Raw genomic sequence first — 18,723 nt, 5'->3', positions numbered from 1 at the left:
GGACAGCCGGTAGAGGATTGACGCCGGCCGCTACCGAAATTTCCACGCACGGGAGGTTTTTGCCTCGGTTCCTTTTCGATCCAGGCTGGAGGGCAGCGAGGCTCGGCACCAACTACTGGTTGCTGTCCGGCAAGCGCAATCATCTGGCCGTGCCGGGGCTGAACCGTAGGCCATCGCATGTCTTCGGGCGGTCCACAGTCGAAAGCTGAAATCCCGAGAGTCAATATCTGTGAGGAGCGGCGGCGTGGTCGCCCCAGCAACGCTACAAGGTGGGTATGCATGCTCAGCCCTGCCGGGGCCATTCGACGTGGTGCCGGTCAATGACCAGCGCGTGTTTGTGACGGATCGGCGCGTGCCGGTGGGGATGGGCGTGGGGCTCGGGTCCTTCCCATCCCTCATGGGCATGCTGGTGGTGCTCGTCATGGACATGGAGATGGTCGTGACCAAAGCCCGCATGGACGTGCTCGGCCTCGACAGGATCTCCTGAGGGCCACAGACGGCCTGCCAACGCCGTCGCCGCGACGGCTAGAATACCCAGAACCATGAAGGCGGCACCCACGCCGACACGGGCTCCGACCCATCCGGCCAGGGGATAGGCCACCAGCCAGCAGGCGTGGCTCAGGGCGAATTGCGCCGCGAACACCGCCGGGCGACCCTCGGCATGGGCGGATCTGTAAAGGGCGGATGAAGCTTGGCCCTTCCGCAAACTCGATACCGCTGGCGAATTCTCTATGCGGTTTCAGGCATCATAAGGGCGGTGAATGCCGATCGGCGAGTTTGGGCGCGCGGTTCATCGATGAGCCAGCAATAGATGCGGCTCAGGTCAATGGCGGCGGCGATCAGGAGATGCTGCAAATGGGTTTTCGCCAATCCGATATACCGCGAGCGTCGCAGGTCGAAGGCTCTGACGGCCTGTGAGATCGTCCCTTCGATGCCGGCCCGCTTGCCATACTGTTTGCGGAACTCCGCTGTTTTCTCCCGTTGCCGGGCTACCTGCAGGGCGATCTGAAGCTCCGGCATCTGCAGGGTCAATGTGCGCCGGACACCATCGGCGTCGATACAGTCAAGGCGATGAGGACAGATCCTGCAGGTTGAACTGGCAAAATTAACCCGGATCACCGGTTTGCCTCTGGGTTCCTGCATCGGAAACCAATTGGCACTAGTCTGCCCGGCCGGGCAGATCACCTGGCGCCGCTCCCAGTCGATGGTGAAGTCCTGCGCGGCAAAGCCTTTGTTCTCGCGCCCTCGGCGGTGATAATCGCCGCGCGTCGGTCCCAGCAGGTCAATGTCATACCGGGTGCGGCTGGACAGCAGGCGTTTGGCATCGACATAGCCGGTATCGGTCAGATGCACCGCCGGCAACAGGTTATCTGCGGCCAAGGCATCGTGGATCGGCTCAAGAGCATCGCTGTCAGCCACCGGTGCGGCAGTGGTCTCCACGTGGGTGATCAGGTGAGGCTGGTCGTCCTCGCAGCTCTCTGTGAGATGCACCTTGTAACCAATCCAGGAAATGCTGCGTTTTTTGGCGAGATGCGCTTCGGGATCATAAGGCGACGCGATGAACAGCGCCGACGGCGGCACCCCCTCCGCTTCGGTGCGCCAGTGGATGTCCGCCTCTGAGCGGTAGAATTGCTGGACCCAAACCTGCCGCATGATTTCAACGGCCGGAATGTGGCGGAGCCAGGGCTCGGTTTCGTAGGCATAGATGGCGTCGAGCAGCGCGTGCCCATCGGCGCCGATCTGCTCCGCATAGGCCTGGCGTTCATCCCTGCTCTTGGGCAGACGGTAGTCGTCGAACCGTCGGCCATAGCGCTCCAGCCACTCTGGTGGGCTGAGCCGACGCAGCCAATCGGGAGCACTCACGGCCAGGCTGTCGAGAGCATGCCGCATCGTTTCGCCGGCGCAGTCCAGACGATAGAGAGCTCGGATCATGCCAAGCACGTGCGTCGAGTCGGTTCGCTGACGCCCACGCGCCGCCAGCCATTTCCGCGCCCGGCACAAGTCCAGGATGGCATCAAGCAGGCGGCGCTCGGCCGAGCCTTCCACCAAACGGGTGCGGAACTCGCTCAGCACTGTGCTGTCGAAGCCGGGATCGCTCAATTCGAGTCCCAGCAGATACTTCCAGTCGATCCGGCTACGGACAGCCTCCGCCGCCTGGCGGTCCGACAAGCCATCGGCGAACTGCATGACGACTACCAGGGCCAGGCGCCAGGGCGCCTCGGCGGGCTGACCGCGGCTGGGATAAAGACCCACAAACATCTCATCGCTGTAGATCGTCCCCAACTCATCGCGCAGACTGAGCCAGGCATTGCCCTTGGGAAAGGCCGCCCTGGCTATCCGGACAGTCTCCTCAGGAACCGGGGCCATTTCCTTCGGCTGCAGCGACATCGAAGCCTCCACAGGCTATTCTCCAGAGCCAATACTTGGGTTTCCTATACGATCACTCCAACTGCCGGCCAAATGAAGCGCCTACGGAATTCGCCAGCGGTATCGAGTTTGCGGAAGGGCCAGTATTCACCCGGCACTTACAGACGGTGTTCACGATGGCCATGGCGCCGGCCGCCGCCACGGCGCCATTGAACGCCAGAAGTCCCCGCAGACGCGGCGTCTTCAGATAAATCCGAATACCCCGTGTCGTCCGCTCGTAGATCCCGCCGCGGAGATCAACAGGCTTGGGGCTGGGTAACGCCACGGTGCGGACCAGCAGAGCCGAACCCAGGAAGCCGACTACCGTTCCAACGAACAGGTCGTGGTAGCTGACCACCGCCAGCAGGAGTGCCGCGAGCGTAGGACTGGCAAGACTTTCCAGGTCATAGGCGAGACGCGCCAGCGAAAGCCTCCAAAAGGATTGCGAGCTCAAGGGTCAATACCCCAGCCCGAGACGGAGAGAAAGACCTGCGGCGACCTCGGCTTGAACCGCGCCGTTCATGCTACTTCTTTTTTGCCCACCCTATCCAGTGCAATGATTTTCCATGCAATGACTCGCAGCGGAGAGCTTAGAAATTCCGCTATGCTTGAGCTTTCACACGTCAGCACAGTGGCGCCAAAGCGACATTCCCGCCTGAAGTGGCTGTTCCTGCGGCAACGAGGACTGCCGGCAGATCAGCGCCGGTTCTGCTCCCGAAGGATTCGGGCCATGCGCCAGCAGCCGATGCCGTAGTACACACAGCCGACCCCACCCAAGGCAATCATGGGGATGCCGAGTACTAATGCGGCCAAAGATGGAAAGTCAAAGTCCATAATCCTCGACGCTCCTCTAGGGTGCGCACTGCCCATGTTGTCGTCGGACCGCGAACGCGGTCAACGGCAATCCACTTCCCATATACTCCAGAATATACCTCTATCAATAGACAGGTATTGGAGGATCTCCGGCTTGCCTGGAATACGTGGAAACTAGACTGCAAGATAGGCTTCTTTTCCCTTGACGTTCTTGTTTTGTTTTGGCAAAAAGAGTCGAAGCCATTGACTCTCAAGGGGGATCGGATGTCCGGGGACGACGCTCTATCGCCGGAAGATGTGCGCACATTCCTGTCCGTTTGGCGGCTTCCCCCGGCAGAGATGACGCCCGAACACTTGGCGGGAGCGCGCACCGCGATCAGAATAACGGTCGAGGATGTGCCGGACTTCCCGGACGTCCTGGATCTCGGACGGAGCAGGCTGGCGGATGAGCATGGTGATCTGCCGCTACTGCGGATCGCGGGCAAGGTCGGCGACCTTTTCGGCCAGTCCGGGGGCGATCTCGTGCGTGAACTCCGGGCAACATGTCTTTTTCTGTATTTCCTGGAAAACAAGGACGAGGATATCGTCGAACTGCGTCTCGCATGCGCGCACCTCGATTGGTGGTTGGCCCATCCCTGTACCGTGAGCGAGTATGACCTCCGCATCCGAATCGGAAGATTCCTCACGCTGTTCGCTCTGATTCTCCGGGCGGATACGCCGGCCAGGGTCGCCATTGAGCTGGACCTCATACAGGCCATCGCGGATCCGCTGAATCCCGAGAACGGGGCCGTGGTCGCGAAGCTGGAGGATGCCGGCTGGTTGCCGCCCGAACCGGCCGAGGTGATCGACTCGCTGCTGCTCGCCCCGCCGAAGCCGCCGCCGTCGATGATCGTGTTACGTCCTTCGTTGCGGGCCAGCGAGGCCGGCGCAAAGAAGATATGGAAGGATTTCGAAGGCTACGAGGCGCTGTTCGGTCTGACCTACCTTGCCGCTATGCCGGACCCGGACGAGTACCGCAGCGATCTCAGATCCGCGTTCCCCTGGTGCACAGAAATCATCGACGTCATCACGGGCGAGTTGGCGCTGGCCGCGCGTCTCGGGCGTCCGCATTTCGCCCTGCCGCCGCTTCTACTTATCGGGCACTCCGGTGTAGGCAAGTCGAGGCTCGCGCGCTGCATCGCCGGCTATGCCGGAGTGCCGTTCACCCAGCTCAGTGCCGGAGGCGCTTCAGACAGCCGCGCTCTTGCCGGAACCGCACGGGGTTGGGCCTCAGCTCATCCGTGCCTTCCCCTGATGGTCATGAGGACGCATGGCGTCGCAAACCCCTTGCTCTGCGTCGAGGAGATCGACAAGGCGGCAGACAGCCGGCACAACGGCCGGATTTCCGACGTGCTTCTGACAATGGTGGAACCCGCGACGGCGCGGCAATACTACGACGAATGCCTGCAAATGCCGGCGGACCTGTCTGCGGTGTCCTGGGTCCTGACGGCCAACCATGCCGACCGCGTCGATCCGCTGCTTCGAGCACGCTGCCGCGTTCTTCAGGTGCCGCGCCCGCGACCGGAGCATTTCGGCGTGATCATGGCCGGATTGACCGAGGATGTCGCCGACGAGTTCGGCGTCGCGGTCTCGGATCTGCCAGAGCCGCCGGGAGAGGTCGTTGAGGCGATGCGTTCGGGTTTTGCCGCCGGCGAACTCAATGCCCGGCAACTCGCAGCACTGCACCGGCGCGCCCTCATTGCCGCCACGCGGGCGGAGAAGCTTACACGTAACTGACCGTGCGGAGGGAATGGAAATGGCAGTAATCGACGAGTACCGCATCATCCATATTCCGCTGACGGGCTGCGCCGCTCTCGGTCGCATCTACGGCCTGGAGGGCGTGCCCAACGGCATATGGCACCTAACCCCGCTGCTCTCCGGGCTGACCGACACGCATATCCGGACGGTGACCGGCGAGGTTTATCGGACGCTCGAACCTTGCCCGAGTGATCGGTTCCACGCCGACGATGCGCTCGCGGAAGCCGCCGAGGGCCTGTTCAAGCAGACCGGGTTCGGATCCGCAGCGCACAGCATCGCGACGATCATCGATACCGTCTCACTGACAAACCCGATGTACATCGCGACCGAAGAGGAACTGGCTGCGTTGAGGCGCAGGGCCGCGGGCGATGACTGATGGTGACGTACCGCGCATCGACGAATATCGCATGATCGGTGTCCCGACGATCGGCTTCGTGGTCGTGGGGCGGGTTTACGGCATCGACGGCGTACCTGACGGTGAGTGGCACATGTCATCCCGGATCGCCCGCATAGAGGGTCGAATAATCGAGACGGTGTATGGGGCACGCTACCGGATCATGACGCCTTGGCCAACCGACGATTACATGCACCCGGCAGCCATCGACGCCGTGATGATCCAGTGCATCACCGGGAATACGGTATTCGGATCGCCGGCTGAAGCCGTGACTTCGCTCATCGAGATCGTCGCCCTTGCCCATCCCTGCTGCGCCGCGACGGAGGATGAGCTTCGGGCACTCAGGAGAAGGACTGTGCGGGATGAGTAATGACTGCGTTCAATATGATGTCTCGCTCGACATCCTGAAAGTTCGGATCAGGCCGGTCGAGCGCAGCTACACGCTGATATGTCATCGCGAGGGCAATCACTCCATCGATCTCGACGAGATGGGCCGGGTAGTAGGCTGGACTATCCTGGACGCTTCCAAGCAGCCGGAGATTATCGGAGAAGCCCTGGCGATGTTCCAACAGTCGCTCAATGTGCGGCAGGAAGATGCTCCGACGTACTGGGTCTTGAGGGAGCTCCTCGGAATGAAACCGATGGACGTTCAGAAGACGGACCCGGTTGCCGACGTGATGCGCGACAGCCATGGCGAGTTCGGCTCCGAACATGATTTCGACTGGTAGGCAGGATCATATCTTGAGGCTTTGCTCGATGCCGTGAATTCCCAATGGGATTTCCCTTTGTAAAGTCAGAAATAAGATAATGGTGCTTTTCTCTGAAGATCTATTAAGAGAAGTGATCGCCGCGACGCTAGCGACGATCATTGCTGTGTGCATCGTCGGCTGGTGGCGGCACGGGAACAGTCCGTCCAAGCTGAGCGAGAACTGCTCGCCTTTCTTGCAGGAGGAAGTTCGACCTCTTGTTGTGCTCGATGTCGAAGCCTCCGGCCTGCCGCCGAACACGTTTCCGATCGAGATCGGGATCACGTTCGTTGAGACCGGCGAAACCAGGACCTGGCTGATCCGGCCGTCCGAGGAATGGCGCTCCTGGTGGTGGGATCCTGCGGCGGAAGCAATCCACGGCATTTCGCTCGACGAAATTGAGAAGAGCGGCCTTCCCGCCGTCCAGGTTTATCATGAACTGGTTGGAGCAATTGCAGGTCACGAGGTCCTCACGGACTCACCGGCAGACGAAGTCTGGCTGACGGCGCTGTTCCGTGCGGCAGGCCAGGAAACGCTTGGATTCAGGGTTTGGAGCGTTTGGAACATCGTCGAGCTGCTCGCCGGCGGCAATGACGCTGCTATTGCCGAGGCGCTCGACGATGCGGAACGCGTGCATCCGGTTCGTCACCGGGCATGGTCAGACTCGGCCAGATGGGTACATGTCATTCTTGCGCTGACCGATCCCAAGGGGAGATATTAACTCCCACCCGTTTCGGAGAGCTTAAGTGCAGTCCCTCATCGTGATCATCGAAGAAGCCGCGCTAGGGCGGATCAACCAGATCGCAGAGGATCTGCGGGCGACGGGGCTGAGGATCAGCCGCGTTCTTCCCCGCGCTGGCATCGTTGGTGGTCAAGCGGATCCGGCATTGATCCCGGCGCTGCGGGCGGTGGCGGGCGTCGTGAGTGTCGAGCTGGAAGCATCTGCTCGTCTGTCTGACGAATGCAGGCGACAGTCGCTCCTGCTGCGGGACGATCCGTCGGAGAGTGAAACTCAGGAACGACTTGATGAAGGCGTGGCGGACACAGAGGGGTGGGTCTGATCATGATCGTCGCTATCAGACTATCCTGGAAGATCAGTCCCGGATCTACGTGACTGAGCGGATCGTGCGAGCAATTTGGTGATCCGCCTGACCCCTTCAAGGATCATTGTTCTGTCTAATGTGTCTTATAGGGGGCATGTTCAGGGGGTGGAGGTCGAAATGACGGACGAACGCCACATCGATATCAGCGAAGATCTGCTTCATGATTTTGAAGAGCATGACTGCCGCAAGCAGCCCGGCGACCAATTCATCGAGGACTGGGCGCTCGCCGACTTGGTGCGGCAGAGAGGCTGCGCGGAAAAGGAAATCATCGAAATGTTTGAATATAGCCCGACGCGTATCCCTCCGTGGAAGCGGCCGGAGGTCCCGCTCTGCGAGAGCGACCTCAAATCTGCGAGATGACCGACGGCTCACGAGCGGACCAGGGTGGGTGTTACCGAAGCCGCTGAGGCTCTCGCCGAGATCGATAAAGAGGCGTCCACGGCGATCATCAGGGCATCAGGGCTGCCCCCGGAGGACGAACCCGAGTCCAAACCTGAGCCCGAACAACCCATTCCCGAGCCCGACCCGGAGGAGCCTCTGCCGGTTCCGCCGAACCTGGATCCCGGTATCGTCGCGGTGGCGTCCCATAAACCCCCGGTACACCTGCTGCCGTGAATTTACAGCTTCTTCGCGAACTCAAGTGCTGAGGGACTGGCGTCTTCCACAGCTTCCGCAAGGCGTGCCGGGAGCGCTATCTCCAGGAACTCATGTTCCGCTGGAACCGCAGCCACCACACCGGCGTTGCATCTCGATGCCCTGCTCGGATTCGCCGTCCAGCTGCCCCATGCCTCGTAACGGGCCTTTGTGGCCGGGCGACAATAAGCCGTCGTGTATGACGGCAATCCACCAGACGATTGGGCGAAGCTGAAGGCCGCATATAATATTGTTGACGAGGAACGATTGGCCAGAGTGGTCGCAGATGCGAAGGATTTTTGGATCATTAAGATTATGTTTTCAGAACCCTGGATCCGGCATGTGATATAGAACACGACCGATCAGCCTTGATCCTTCGGGCTCTGCTCACAGAGCCTGATAGGGATTGTCACCAAAAACGCTGTCGCAGGACTTGTCGCGCAGGATGGGCGATGTGCGGTCGCCGTCATATTGCGTCCTCGGACACCCAGGTCAGAGGAGCGCTCAGAAAAGGGCTTCGACTGGCAAGCCGGCAGCCTTTTACTCCGGATAGCCGTCCTTGGGGCGGTAGACCCGGTAAACATGACGCCGGAACTCGGCGACTGCCTCGAAGGACAACACGCAGTACAGCCCGCGACGGTAGGCGGCCACTCCGTGATTGGACGAGAGATCGGCGAGGCGCCGCTCGAGGTCGGCCAGCGGGATATTCACGGCGCCTGGCAGTTGACCCAACGCGAACTCGTCCTCGGAGCGGACATCGAGCACGGTAACGCTGCTCTCCTGGGGGCGTTGGGACAACTCCTCGCGCGAGACCGCCTCCAGGCTATCGAGCCGGGTAAAGCAGTTCGCCACGATCTCACGCACCTCGGCGACGTTGTGCTCGGCCAGCCGCCGGAACGCCGCCAAGACCTCGAGGACCGGCCCAGTGCCAAGCCGATACATCAGCACATGGCGTAACGTCCGACGGCGAACTGCCCCGCGTTGTTGGGCAGGACCACGGTGTCGGGCAACAGGCCATGGACCTATGTTAACACCCAATAACCCGCCTGTATTTTTTCCGGAAAGTTTGCCCTAGCGCAAGGACAGCTACTCAGCTGGCCCCTATAAGGAAGCTGTTAGCATCGGTTATTTCTACTATTGGAGTAACGGAATGTCAAAAATCCTTGAGCTAGCGTTGATTATTTCTGCTACAAGCCAAATAAATATTATTTATTTTTTAGAAAAATGAGTCCCTTGCAATGCCAACCAAAAACTCAATGAAAGAACCTGTCTAGGTACAGAAGACAACGCTGATCATGCCGAAGAGTGTCAGGAGGAGAGTGGGAATGACGATCTATAAGACTCTGTTGGCTATCGCAGCAGCACTCGCAATGACACCGGTTTCCATCGCGTCGGCTCAAGGCGATGCGGCAGCCGGAGAAAAGGCTTTCAACAAGTGCAAAGCTTGTCACACGATCGAGCAGGGGGGAGCGAACCGGGTAGGTCCCAACCTCCATGGCGTCGTTGGCCGCGAAGCCGGTGCTGTGCAAGGTTTCTCATACTCCAAGCCGATCCAGGAGACTGATGTGTCGTGGACCGAAGACAATCTCGACAAGTACCTCGCCGATCCCAAAGGCTTCATCCCGGGCAATAAAATGGCCTTCCCGGGCATCAAGAACGAATCGGAGCGGCAAAACATCATTGCCTACCTGAAACAGAATTCCTGAGCCTCCGCGGTCACGGCACGCTCCTTCGATGGGAGGCGCATCTGCCTCCCATCGAAGGAGCGTGCCCAGTATGTGCAGGCAATCCCGACGGGATTGAATGAGTGAAGAATGATCACCTTTCGGGCATCAAGCAGTCGCTTCCAGGTCGGCGCGCAACTCCGCCAGCCAGGTGATTGCCACGCCCCCCAGCCGCTGCGCTTCAAGCACCACCTTTTCGTCCCGGCTCCGCTCCGCGGCAGCCAGGAAAATATCAACCATGTTTTCGACCGGCCACATAGCGCCGGAATCCAGGCCGGCCGATGTTGCCGAACCGTGCGCTTCGGCAGCTTCCTCTCCGGAGTTTCCGAAGCCACGGATACCAAGCCGCCGGGCTTCGGCCAGTTCCTTGGCAATGAGGTGGAACAGAAGATCCGCTCCTTCCTGGTCGCCGGCAGCCCGCAGTTCCTGGGCAAGGGCTTGATGGGTTTCGAGCGCGCGGGACAGCAGCCTCCCGGCGACAATCCGCAGGTCGGCAACGGACCGTGTGGCGATGTCGATCTCGCGCTCATGATCCCGCGCGCCGTGGCGCTCTGCGTGGTATGCCTTGCGCCGTTGGGCGCGCAGAAGCGCCACATGGTGGAGTTCCTCGATAGCCAGCGCCTCGGCCCGTGCGCTTATCTCGGATGTCTGCGCATGGGCGGCGATATAGGTCAGCAGGCTGAAGGCCCGCTCCTCATTCCGGACCGCGATCGCCAGCGCCCGGTAAGGGGTCAGCGACACGGGAACCTCGTCCGTGTCAGTGGCCGTTCCCTCTCCCAGTTCGTCCGGGAGCTTCGCGTGAGGGGCTGCGGATCCACCCCAGTCGGACAGGGCCTCGACGTGCTCCCGCTCCATGGCCGCCAACCGCCGGAACAGGGCGGCCGTCTCCAGGCTGCCGAAGCGGTCCATGCGCGCGGCAAGCTGATCGTAGCGCGCGGCAGCCCGATGCTCCTGCGCTTCGGCCAGCGCCATGAGTTCCTCCATCGAGGAAATATGCCAGGAATTCGGGTTGAAGGACGATGCCATGACGAAGTCTCCCCGTTCGGTGCGTCGATACTGATCAACCGGCAGACTCTCCGCAAGGGCCGCGTGTCTGCAGTATTGCCCCACCTCAAGGTGGCGGCATGACGAAGGCAATCAGGTTTCTCCTGTTCATGTCAGCGGTGATCGCCGCGGTCTGCGTATCGCCGACACTGTCACCGGCGCAGCAGGCGGCCGGCTTGGCAAACTTCCTCGGGAGGGTGGAACCGGCACAGGTTTTTCCCGAGGCCGATCGGTTCGGTCCGCTGCAGGGATCGCCGCCCGTGGCGCCGGCCTACCAGCGTGACCGTCTGCTCGGCTACGCCTTTCTGAACTCCGACTTCGTCAACGCCGTCGGTTACTCGGGCAAGCCGATCCACATCGTCGTCGGCCTCGCGCTGGACGGCACGATCGCGGGGGCCAGACTTGTCGAGCATAAGGAGCCGATCGTCCTGATCGGCATACCCGAGGAGAAGATCACCGCTTTCATCGGAGGTTATGTCGGCCGGAACGTGCTGCGTCCCGCTTCCGTGACCGAGTCTGGAACGTCGGTTGACATCGTGAGCGGCGCCACTGTCACCGTGATGGTGATGGGCGACAGCATCATGCGCTCCGCCGGCCGTGTCGCCCAGATGCGCGGCCTTGGCAGTGCGCAGCCGGAGGTCACAGCCGCCATTCCGCCGGCCATGCGAACCATCGACATGACTGCAGCGGAAAACCGCGACTGGGAAAGCCTGGTCGGGGACGGCTCGATCCGCCGCCTTCACCTGACCGTCGGCGACATCAACGAAGCCTTCGTTCGATCCGGCAACGAGGCCGCGGCCGCGCGCCCGGAGCCGGGCCAGGCGGACGACACCTTCATCGATCTCTACACGGCCCCGGTGAGCGTGCCGACGATCGGACGCTCACTCCTGGGCGAGGCGGCTTACGACCGTCTGCGGCAACGTCTCAAGTCGGGTCAGCAGGCAATCCTGGTCGCCGGCAATGGCACTTACAGCTTCAAGGGATCAGGCTACGTCCGGGGCGGTATCTTCGATCGGATAGAGATCATCCAGGACCAGGAGACGATCCGCTTCCGGGATCGCAACCACGAGCGGATCAACCAGCTCGGCGCCGACGGTGCCCCCCGTTTCCGGGAAATCTCCATTTTTGCCGTCCCGGAGGGGACTGAACTGAACCCCGTCGAATCGTGGCGTCTTCAGCTGCTGGTTCAGCGTTCCATCGGCGCACGGGACAAGGCATTCCTGACCTTCGATGTCGCTTACGAGCTTCCCGAGCGTTATGTCCGGACCGAGCAGCGCGCCGTGGTGGCAGACACGCCGGACGTCCTCGCCGAGGAAATTTCATCTCCGGAAGGGACAGCCGCTCAGGAACGTCCGCGCAACATAGAGACTGCCGGACTCCCTGAGGAGCCCCTATGGCAACGGATCTGGCGGAGCTCAACTGTCGATATCGCGATCCTCGGGACGTCGCTTGGCATCCTGACCGGCATCTTCTTTTTCCAGCATCAGCTGGTGAGGCGGCCCAAACTGTATGACCGCGTCCGGTTGGCGGTCCTGTCCTTCACGCTGCTCTGGCTCGGCTGGTGGGTGACGGCGCAGCTTTCCGTGGTCAACGTCCTGACCTTCACGAATGCGCTGATCACCGGCTTCAGCTGGGACTATTTCCTGCTGTCCCCACTGGTCTTCATCCTGTGGACCGCGGTCGCCGCGGCGATGCTGTTCTGGGCGCGCGGCGCATTCTGCGGCTGGCTCTGCCCGTTCGGGGCGCTGCAGGAATTGACCAACCGCATCGGGCGCACCTTCTTCAGGGTGCCTCAGATCCGGGTGCCGTGGGGCCTGCACGAGCGGCTGTGGCCGATCAAGTACGTCATTTTCCTGGCGCTGTTCGGCCTGTCGCTCTACTCGCTCACGCTCGCCGAGCAGGTATCCGAGGTGGAACCGTTCAAAACGGCGATCGTGCTGCGCTTCGTGCGAGAGTGGCCGTTTGTCACCTTCGCAATCGCGCTGCTGGTCGCGAACCTGTTCATCGAGCGCTTCTTCTGCCGCTACCTGTGCCCGCTCGGGGCCGCACTGGCGATCCCCGCGCGCCTGCGCATGTTCGACTGGCTGCGCCGCTATCGCGAATGCGGCAGCCCCTGCCAGCGATGCGCAACCGAGTGCCCGGTCCAGTCCATCCACCCGGAAGGGCACATCAATGTCAACGAGTGCATCTACTGCATGCACTGCCAGATGCTCTATCACCATGATCATAAATGCCCGGTGGTGATCCAGAAGCGCCTCAAGCGTGAGAAACGCCAGGCAATGTCATCTCCGACGATGCAGCCGGCCGGCCGGAAGGCGGAAATCACGGACCTTCCGGACGGCCGGCTGCAGGCGGTTCCCGCGAGGAGCGCTGACCCCCTAAAATAAGCAAAGGAATGGGAAAATGTCCGAAGAAACGAAGAAAACTGTCGAACAGGCAATGTCGATCGATCGGCGCGAACTGCTCGGCGGCACCGCGAGGCTGGCGACCCTGGCTGGACTGACCGGCGCCGGAGGAGGTGCCGCGGCAACCCTGGTCGGCCAGTCCCTCCTGGCGCCAACCCCGGTCGCCGCCGCGGAGCAGGGCGGTGCCACCTCACACCTGGAACCTGGCCAGCTCGACGATTACTACGTTTTCTTCAGCGGTGGCCAGAGCGGCGAAATCCGTGTCTTCGGCCTGCCGTCCATGCGTGAGATGACCCGGATCCCGGTGTTCAACCGCTGCAGCGCCACGGGATGGGGACAGACGAACGAGAGCCGCAAGATCCTGACCGAGGGGCTGCGCCCTGAATCCCGGGAGTTTCTTGCGGACAAGGGAGGCATCTACACCAACGGCGACACCCACCATCCGCACCTGTCGTTCACCGACGGGACCTATGACGGTCGATACCTCTTCATCAACGACAAGGCCAACACCCGCGTCGCCCGGATCCGCCTGGACGTCATGCGCTGCGACAAGATCATCGAGCTGCCGAACCAGAACACGGTCCATGGCATGCGGGTGCAGAAATTCCCGCGGACCGGCTATGTCTTCTGCAACGGCGAGTACGAAGTGCCGCTCCCCAATGACGGCAAGATCCTGGACGAACCGGACAAGTACTGGTCGATTTTCTCTGCGATCGACGGCGATACTATGAAGGTCGCCTGGCAGGTGATGGTCGATGGCAACCTCGACAACACCGATGCCGACTACCAGGGCAAGTACGCCTTCTCGACCTGCTACAATTCGGAAAAAGGCGTGGTCCTCGCCGACATGATGGCGAAGGAGCAGGACTGGGCGGTGGTCTTCAACCTGGCCAGGATCGAGGAAGCCGTCCGCAACAAGGATTACAAGGAAATCAACGGCGTGCCGGTGATCGACGGCCGGCACGGCTCGCGCTACACCCGGTACATCCCGATCTCGAACAGCCCGCACGGCATCAACACGGCGCCCGACGGCGTCCATGTCGTGGTCAATGGAAAGCTGGCGCCGACCGTTTCGGTGCTTGACGTCCGCCAGTTCGACGCCCTGTTCGACGACAAAATCGACCCGCGCGCCTGCATCGTGGCCGAGCCGGAGCTGGGCCTCGGGCCGCTCCACACCGCGTATGACGGCAAGGGCAACGCCTTCACCACCCTGTTCATCGACAGCCAGGTGGTCAAGTGGAACATCGACCGGGCGATCCGCGCCTACAAGGGCGAGAAGGTCGATCCGATCATCCAGAAGATCGACGTCCATTACCAGCCAGGCCACAATCACACCTCCATGGGCCAGACCAAGGAGGCCGACGGCAAGTGGCTGCTGTCCCTGAACAAGTTCTCCAAGGACCGCTTCATCAATGTCGGCCCCATGAAGCCGGAATGCGATCAGCTGATCGACATCTCCGGCGAGCAGATGCGCCTCGTTCACGACAGCCCCAGCTTCGCCGAACCGCATGACGCCACCATCGTTCACGCGTCAAAGATCAATCCGGTGCACATCTGGAATCGTCAGGATCCGTTCTGGGAGGATGCCCGCAGGCAAGCCGCCCAGGACGGCATCGAACTGGAATACGCGAACGAGATCGTGCGCGACGGCAATAAGGTGCGGGTTTACATGCACTCGGTCGCACCCGCGTTCAGCATGGAGAAGATCGAGGTCAAGCAGGGCGACGAGGTGACGATTTTCATCACCAACATGGACGAGGTGGAGGACCTCACCCACGGCTTCTGCCTGATCAACTACGGCATTAACATGGAGATAGCACCCCAGGCGACGGCGTCGGTCACCTTCATCGCCCAGCGCCCGGGGGTTCACTGGTATTTCTGCACCTGGTTCTGCCACGCCATGCACATGGAAATGCGCGGTCGCCTGCTTGTCGAACCGCGGTCAACATGATCGCCTGCGTGACCTGCCGGGTATGGGTCGGACTCGCCGTGGCTCTCGCCGCGGCGAGTCCCGCACCAGCGGCTGAGAGGTCGGTGCCGGCCGGTGGCGATCTTCAGACCGCGGTCGCGGAAGCGGCCGAGGGCGATGTCCTGGTTCTCCGGCCCGGCATTCATGCCGGGCCGGTCAGGCTGGACAAGCGCATCACCCTGCAGGGCATGCCGGGTGCTGTTGTGGAAGGAAACAGTACCGGCAGCGTCGTGACGATCCAGGCCGCCGGGACAGTCGTTTCAGGACTGGAGGTTCGCGGCTCCGGACGCGACCTCCAGGCCATGGATGCCGGCATTTTCATTGAACGGACGGCGACCCGGTCGGTTATCGAGGCCAACCGTCTCGAGAACAATCTCTACGGTGTCTACCTGCATGGAGCTGTGGGCTCCGAGGTCCGGCACAATCTGATCACCGGCCTGCGGGATGTCCGGACCGCCGAAGCCGGCAATGGTATCTCGGTCTGGAATGCGCCTGACGCCAAGGTGGTGGGCAACCGCATCCGATATGGCCGCGACGGCATTTACGTGGTGACCAGCCGGCGCAACCTGTTCCAGGGCAACTGGTTCGAGGGGGTGCGCTTTGCGGTCCACTACATGTACACCAACGACAGCGAGGTGTCCGGCAACGTGTCGGTCGGCAGTCACGCGGCCCTGGCCATCATGTTCTCGGATCGCCTGAGGGTCCTGGACAATTGGTCGATCGGCAGCCGCGATCACGGCCTCCTGTTCAACGCAGCCAACAATTCCCGGATAGAGGGCAACGTGGTCCTGGGCCGGCGGACGCAAGGACCGGCTGGGCTGTCGGAAGGTGAGGCTGATGACGGAGTTCACGTTCCACAGGGTGGGTCGGATCTGGCAATTGCCGGAGACGCTACCGGTAAATGCGTCTTCATCTACAACGCCAATCGGAATGCCTTCAGAGGCAACTGGTTCGAGGACTGCGCGATCGGCGTTCACTTCACGGCCGGTTCGGAACGCAACCAGCTTTCCGGGAACGCTTTCGTCAACAACCGCACCCAGGTCAAGTACGTCGGAACGCGCTCCCTGGACTGGTCGGTCGAGGGCCGGGGAAACTACTGGAGCGACAACGCCGCGTTCGACCTGAGCGGCGACGGTATCGCGGACGAGGCATACCGCCCCAACGACATCATCGACCGCATTGTCTGGACTTATCCTGCCGCCAAGCTGCTCCTGAACAGCCCCGGCATCCAGGTCATCCGGTGGGCCCAGAAGCAGTTTCCCGCTCTCACGCCGGGCGGCGTCGTCGATACCCGCCCCCTGATCCGGCCGCCGACCCCACGGCCGGTCATGCCGGAACCTCCGGAGGAACTGAGCTTGTCGCTTCAGAGCGCGAAGGCGGGCTGATGACCAACCCGTCGATCAAAATGCTGGGAATCGAGAAGTGCTATGGATCCCAAATGGCGGTCCAGGCCGTTGATCTCGATCTCAATCCGGGTGAGAGCGTGGCCCTGGTCGGCCACAACGGCGCCGGCAAGACCACGCTGATGAAGCTGATGCTGGGGCTGATCCGTCCCTCGGCCGGAATCGTGCGCGTGCTGGGCGAGGATCCCGCGGCATCTTCCGCGGTGCGGGCCCGCAACGGCGTCGGCTTCCTGCCCGAAACCATCGCCTTCAACGCGTCGATGACCGGCGCGGAAGTGATCACCTTCTTCGCCAGGCTGAAAGGCGTACCGAAGGGGGAAGGGCGCGATCTGCTGGCGCGGGTCGGCCTCGCCGATGCGGCAGGGAAACGAGTCGGGGGCTATTCCAAGGGCATGCGCCAGCGTCTCGGTCTTGCCCAGGCGCTGCTCGGCTCGCCCCGCGTGCTGCTGCTCGACGAGCCGACGACCGGCCTCGACCCGCAGCTTCGCCAGCACTTCTATGCCATCGTGTCGGATCTGCGTGATGCGGGCGCTACCGTCCTTCTGTCCTCCCACGCCTTGACTGAACTCGAAGGACAGACCGATCGCGTCGCGATCATGGACCGGGGCCGCCTGATCGCGCTCGGGACCATCGAGAAGCTTCGCTCCATCGCGCGCCTGCCGGTGCGCATGCGGATCTCGGTTGCGGGTTCTGCAGAGGACCTGATCCGACAGCTCAATGGCACCGCCCTCAACGCCCCCAGCATCAGCGGCGGGGAAATGAACGGCTTCGCTGTGGATCTCACCTGCGGCGACGACAGCAAGATGGAGGTCGTTCGGCGGGCCGCCGCCTTCGGGCCGGCCGTCCGCGACATCGAGATTTTTCCACCGACGCTCGATGAGTTGTATGCGCAGTTCCTCGATGGAGGGCACGCGGGATGAGGCACATCCTGACCCTTGCCGGCCGGGAGATCCGTGACGGTCTCCGCAATCGCTGGGTTCTGGCAATTACGGTGCTGATGGCGGCCCTCGCCCTAACCCTGTCCTTCCTCGGTAGTGCCCCGACAGGAGCCGTCGGTGTCGGTCCGGTCGAGGTGACCGTAGTCAGCCTGTCCAGCCTGACGATCTTCCTGCTGCCATTGATAGCCCTGCTGCTGTCCTACGATGCGCTGGTCGGGGAATTCGAGCGCGGTACCATGATGCTGCTGCTGACATATCCGGTTTCCCGCCTGCAGATCATCATCGGCAAGTTCCTGGGGCACGTGTCGATCCTCGCTTTCGCCACGGTGCTCGGCTACGGGGCCGCCGGCCTTGCCCTGGCCACAGCGGGGAACAGCGACGGAATTGCCGCATGGCGGCCCTTCGCCGCCATGATCGGATCCTCCGTCCTGCTCGGCGCCGCGTTCGTAGCCCTCGGCTACCTGATCAGTGCTGCGGTCGGGAACCGCGGCACGGCGGCGGGGCTTGCGGTCGGAGCCTGGCTGTTGTTCGTCCTGCTCTACGACATGGCGCTTCTGGGTGTTCTCGTCGTGGACGGTGGGCGGATCATGACCCCCGAGATCGTCAACGTGCTGCTGCTGCTGAACCCGGCGGATGCCTACCGTCTGTTCAACCTGACCGGTTTCTCAAACGTCAGCGTCTTCGCAGGCATGGCCGGCCTGGCCGAGACCCTGCGCCTGCCGCCGGCACTCCTGTTGACCGCGCTGGCGGCCTGGATCGCCGTGCCACTGGGCGTGGCGACACTGCTCTTTCAGAAGAGGCAAGTATGATGCGGCCTGTACCAACCTTCCTGGTATCGACCATCCTGGGAGCGGTGCTCCTGCTGCTCGCGGCCTGCGGAGAGGAGCAGCAGGCGTCAGCTCCCCCAGCTCCGCACGAGGTGACGGACGAGGCGATAGGGCACTACTGCGGAATGGCGCTCGCCGAGCATTCCGGCCCCAAGGGGCAGGCGATCCTGCAAAGCCGGGACGAGCCGGTCTGGTTCTCCTCCGCCCGTGATGCCATCGCCTTCACTAAACTGCCCGAGGAGCCTAAGGACATCGCCGCGATCTACGTGACGGACATGGCCGCGGTGAAGGACTGGGATCATCCCGAACCCGGGACCTGGGTCGATGCGCGCCGCGCCTGGTACGTGATCGGCAGCACCAGGAAGGGCGGTATGGGCGGGGACGAGGCGGTCCCCTTCGGCCAGGAGCAGGCTGCCCGACATTTCGCCGAAGCTCACGGTGGCGAGGTCGTCGCCTTCGACGCGGTGCCCGAGAGCTATGTGCTGGGCGGTTCGGATCATTCGGGTCATTGAACGGAGATG

19 protein-coding genes are annotated in these 18,723 nt (G+C 62.2%); 15 read left to right on the top strand and 4 right to left on the bottom strand.

Features of this window, described 5'->3' with window-relative positions:
* Nucleotides 1-244: 244 nt before the first annotated feature.
* Nucleotides 245-487 (top strand): hypothetical protein, encoded by a 243-nt coding sequence (locus JL101_RS36845; protein WP_323374696.1) that lies wholly within the window; start codon nt 245-247, stop codon nt 485-487.
* Nucleotides 488-729: 242 nt separating this feature from the next.
* Here JL101_RS36845 and JL101_RS26375 read toward each other — a convergent pair whose 3' ends face one another.
* Nucleotides 730-2,388: an IS1182 family transposase gene (locus JL101_RS26375; protein ID WP_203104610.1), complete on the bottom strand. Its 1,659-nt coding sequence runs from the start codon at nt 2,386-2,388 to the stop codon at nt 730-732.
* Between the two features lie 52 nt (nt 2,389-2,440).
* Nucleotides 2,441-2,860 carry a hypothetical protein gene (locus JL101_RS26370; protein ID WP_456115338.1) on the bottom strand — a complete coding sequence of 140 codons (420 nt, stop codon included), beginning with the start codon at nt 2,858-2,860 and terminating at the stop codon, nt 2,441-2,443.
* A gap of 623 nt (nt 2,861-3,483) precedes the next feature.
* Between JL101_RS26370 and JL101_RS26365 the strand changes: the two genes are divergently transcribed.
* The 7 genes from JL101_RS26365 to JL101_RS26335 all read left to right on the top strand — a co-directional run bounded on the left by JL101_RS26365 (nt 3,484) and on the right by JL101_RS26335 (nt 7,619).
* Nucleotides 3,484-4,995, top strand: a complete 1,512-nt coding sequence (locus tag JL101_RS26365; protein WP_228435175.1) for an AAA family ATPase — start codon at nt 3,484-3,486, stop codon at nt 4,993-4,995.
* A 19-nt stretch (nt 4,996-5,014) separates the two neighbouring features.
* Entirely contained in the window at nt 5,015-5,392 is a 378-nt protein-coding gene (locus tag JL101_RS26360; protein WP_203102176.1) for a hypothetical protein, read from the top strand.
* Nucleotides 5,385-5,780 carry a hypothetical protein gene (locus JL101_RS26355; RefSeq protein ID WP_203102178.1) on the top strand — a complete coding sequence of 132 codons (396 nt, stop codon included), beginning with the start codon at nt 5,385-5,387 and terminating at the stop codon, nt 5,778-5,780. Before JL101_RS26360 ends, JL101_RS26355 begins: the two co-directional genes overlap by 8 nt.
* A complete protein-coding gene (locus tag JL101_RS26350; protein WP_203102180.1) occupies nt 5,773-6,138 on the top strand; it encodes a DUF2283 domain-containing protein in 366 nt (121 codons plus the stop codon). Before JL101_RS26355 ends, JL101_RS26350 begins: the two co-directional genes overlap by 8 nt.
* 79 nt (nt 6,139-6,217) lie before the next feature.
* Nucleotides 6,218-6,877, top strand: a complete 660-nt coding sequence (locus JL101_RS26345; RefSeq protein ID WP_203102182.1) for a 3'-5' exonuclease — start codon at nt 6,218-6,220, stop codon at nt 6,875-6,877.
* A 25-nt stretch (nt 6,878-6,902) separates the two neighbouring features.
* Entirely contained in the window at nt 6,903-7,217 is a 315-nt protein-coding gene (locus JL101_RS26340) for an antitoxin MazE-like protein (RefSeq protein ID WP_203102183.1), read from the top strand.
* 159 nt (nt 7,218-7,376) lie between these two features.
* Nucleotides 7,377-7,619, top strand: coding sequence for a hypothetical protein (locus tag JL101_RS26335; protein WP_203102184.1), 243 nt, complete (start codon nt 7,377-7,379; stop codon nt 7,617-7,619).
* An 813-nt stretch (nt 7,620-8,432) separates the two neighbouring features.
* Here JL101_RS26335 and JL101_RS26330 read toward each other — a convergent pair.
* Complete coding sequence (locus JL101_RS26330; RefSeq protein ID WP_228435539.1) at nt 8,433-8,834, bottom strand: rhodanese-like domain-containing protein; 402 nt, start codon at nt 8,832-8,834, stop codon at nt 8,433-8,435.
* A 383-nt stretch (nt 8,835-9,217) separates the two neighbouring features.
* On the opposite strand from JL101_RS26330, the gene JL101_RS26325 reads away from it, so the two are divergent.
* Nucleotides 9,218-9,598 carry a c-type cytochrome gene (locus JL101_RS26325; RefSeq protein WP_228420944.1) on the top strand — a complete coding sequence of 127 codons (381 nt, stop codon included), beginning with the start codon at nt 9,218-9,220 and terminating at the stop codon, nt 9,596-9,598.
* 126 nt (nt 9,599-9,724) lie between these two features.
* Here the strand turns inward: JL101_RS26325 and JL101_RS26320 are convergent, their stop codons facing one another.
* Nucleotides 9,725-10,642, bottom strand: a complete 918-nt coding sequence (locus JL101_RS26320; protein ID WP_203102186.1) for a ferritin family protein — start codon at nt 10,640-10,642, stop codon at nt 9,725-9,727.
* A 98-nt stretch (nt 10,643-10,740) separates the two neighbouring features.
* Here JL101_RS26320 and JL101_RS26315 point away from each other — a divergent pair, with 98 nt between their 5' ends.
* The 6 genes from JL101_RS26315 (at nt 10,741) to JL101_RS26290 (ending at nt 18,714) form a co-directional block, all read left to right on the top strand.
* Nucleotides 10,741-13,047 (top strand): NosR/NirI family protein, encoded by a 2,307-nt coding sequence (locus tag JL101_RS26315; RefSeq protein WP_228435174.1) that lies wholly within the window; start codon nt 10,741-10,743, stop codon nt 13,045-13,047.
* A 16-nt stretch (nt 13,048-13,063) separates the two neighbouring features.
* A complete protein-coding gene (gene nosZ, locus JL101_RS26310) occupies nt 13,064-15,016 on the top strand; it encodes a TAT-dependent nitrous-oxide reductase (protein ID WP_203102187.1) in 1,953 nt (650 codons plus the stop codon).
* Between the two features lie 83 nt (nt 15,017-15,099).
* The gene (locus tag JL101_RS26305; protein WP_228435173.1) at nt 15,100-16,419 is read left to right on the top strand and encodes a nitrous oxide reductase family maturation protein NosD; all 1,320 of its coding nucleotides are present in this window, start codon (nt 15,100-15,102) and stop codon (nt 16,417-16,419) included.
* Nucleotides 16,419-17,357 (top strand): ABC transporter ATP-binding protein, encoded by a 939-nt coding sequence (locus tag JL101_RS26300; protein ID WP_203102189.1) that lies wholly within the window; start codon nt 16,419-16,421, stop codon nt 17,355-17,357. Before JL101_RS26305 ends, JL101_RS26300 begins: the two co-directional genes overlap by 1 nt.
* Entirely contained in the window at nt 17,354-18,184 is an 831-nt protein-coding gene (locus tag JL101_RS26295) for an ABC transporter permease subunit (RefSeq protein WP_203102190.1), read from the top strand. The genes JL101_RS26300 and JL101_RS26295 overlap by 4 nt, the downstream gene beginning before the upstream one ends.
* Nucleotides 18,181-18,714, top strand: a complete 534-nt coding sequence (locus JL101_RS26290) for a nitrous oxide reductase accessory protein NosL (RefSeq protein ID WP_203102191.1) — start codon at nt 18,181-18,183, stop codon at nt 18,712-18,714. The genes JL101_RS26295 and JL101_RS26290 overlap by 4 nt, the downstream gene beginning before the upstream one ends.
* Nucleotides 18,715-18,723: the final 9 nt, after the last annotated feature.

This window comes from Skermanella rosea, from assembly GCF_016806835.2.
GTDB lineage: Bacteria > Pseudomonadota > Alphaproteobacteria > Azospirillales > Azospirillaceae > Skermanella > Skermanella rosea.
The sequence above is the reverse complement of the archived record's forward strand: the minus strand, read 5'-3'. Positions and strand labels throughout refer to the sequence as shown.

Excerpts from the sequence above, each read along its gene's own strand:
- JL101_RS26295 (WP_203102190.1), top strand. The coding sequence starts at position 17,354 with ATGAGGCACATCCTGACCCTTGCCGGCCGGGAGATCCGTGACGGTCTC.
- JL101_RS26375 (WP_203104610.1), bottom strand. The coding sequence starts at position 2,388 with ATGTCGCTGCAGCCGAAGGAAATGGCCCCGGTTCCTGAGGAGACTGTC.
- JL101_RS26290 (WP_203102191.1), top strand. The coding sequence starts at position 18,181 with ATGATGCGGCCTGTACCAACCTTCCTGGTATCGACCATCCTGGGAGCG.
- nosZ (WP_203102187.1), top strand. The coding sequence starts at position 13,064 with ATGTCCGAAGAAACGAAGAAAACTGTCGAACAGGCAATGTCGATCGAT.
- JL101_RS26355 (WP_203102178.1), top strand. The coding sequence starts at position 5,385 with ATGACTGATGGTGACGTACCGCGCATCGACGAATATCGCATGATCGGT.
- JL101_RS26335 (WP_203102184.1), top strand. The coding sequence starts at position 7,377 with ATGACGGACGAACGCCACATCGATATCAGCGAAGATCTGCTTCATGAT.
- JL101_RS26315 (WP_228435174.1), top strand. The coding sequence starts at position 10,741 with ATGACGAAGGCAATCAGGTTTCTCCTGTTCATGTCAGCGGTGATCGCC.
- JL101_RS26345 (WP_203102182.1), top strand. The coding sequence starts at position 6,218 with ATGGTGCTTTTCTCTGAAGATCTATTAAGAGAAGTGATCGCCGCGACG.
- JL101_RS26350 (WP_203102180.1), top strand. The coding sequence starts at position 5,773 with ATGAGTAATGACTGCGTTCAATATGATGTCTCGCTCGACATCCTGAAA.
- JL101_RS26365 (WP_228435175.1), top strand. The coding sequence starts at position 3,484 with ATGTCCGGGGACGACGCTCTATCGCCGGAAGATGTGCGCACATTCCTG.
- JL101_RS26330 (WP_228435539.1), bottom strand. The coding sequence starts at position 8,834 with ATGTATCGGCTTGGCACTGGGCCGGTCCTCGAGGTCTTGGCGGCGTTC.
- JL101_RS26320 (WP_203102186.1), bottom strand. The coding sequence starts at position 10,642 with ATGGCATCGTCCTTCAACCCGAATTCCTGGCATATTTCCTCGATGGAG.
- JL101_RS26325 (WP_228420944.1), top strand. The coding sequence starts at position 9,218 with ATGACGATCTATAAGACTCTGTTGGCTATCGCAGCAGCACTCGCAATG.
- JL101_RS26300 (WP_203102189.1), top strand. The coding sequence starts at position 16,419 with ATGACCAACCCGTCGATCAAAATGCTGGGAATCGAGAAGTGCTATGGA.
- JL101_RS26360 (WP_203102176.1), top strand. The coding sequence starts at position 5,015 with ATGGCAGTAATCGACGAGTACCGCATCATCCATATTCCGCTGACGGGC.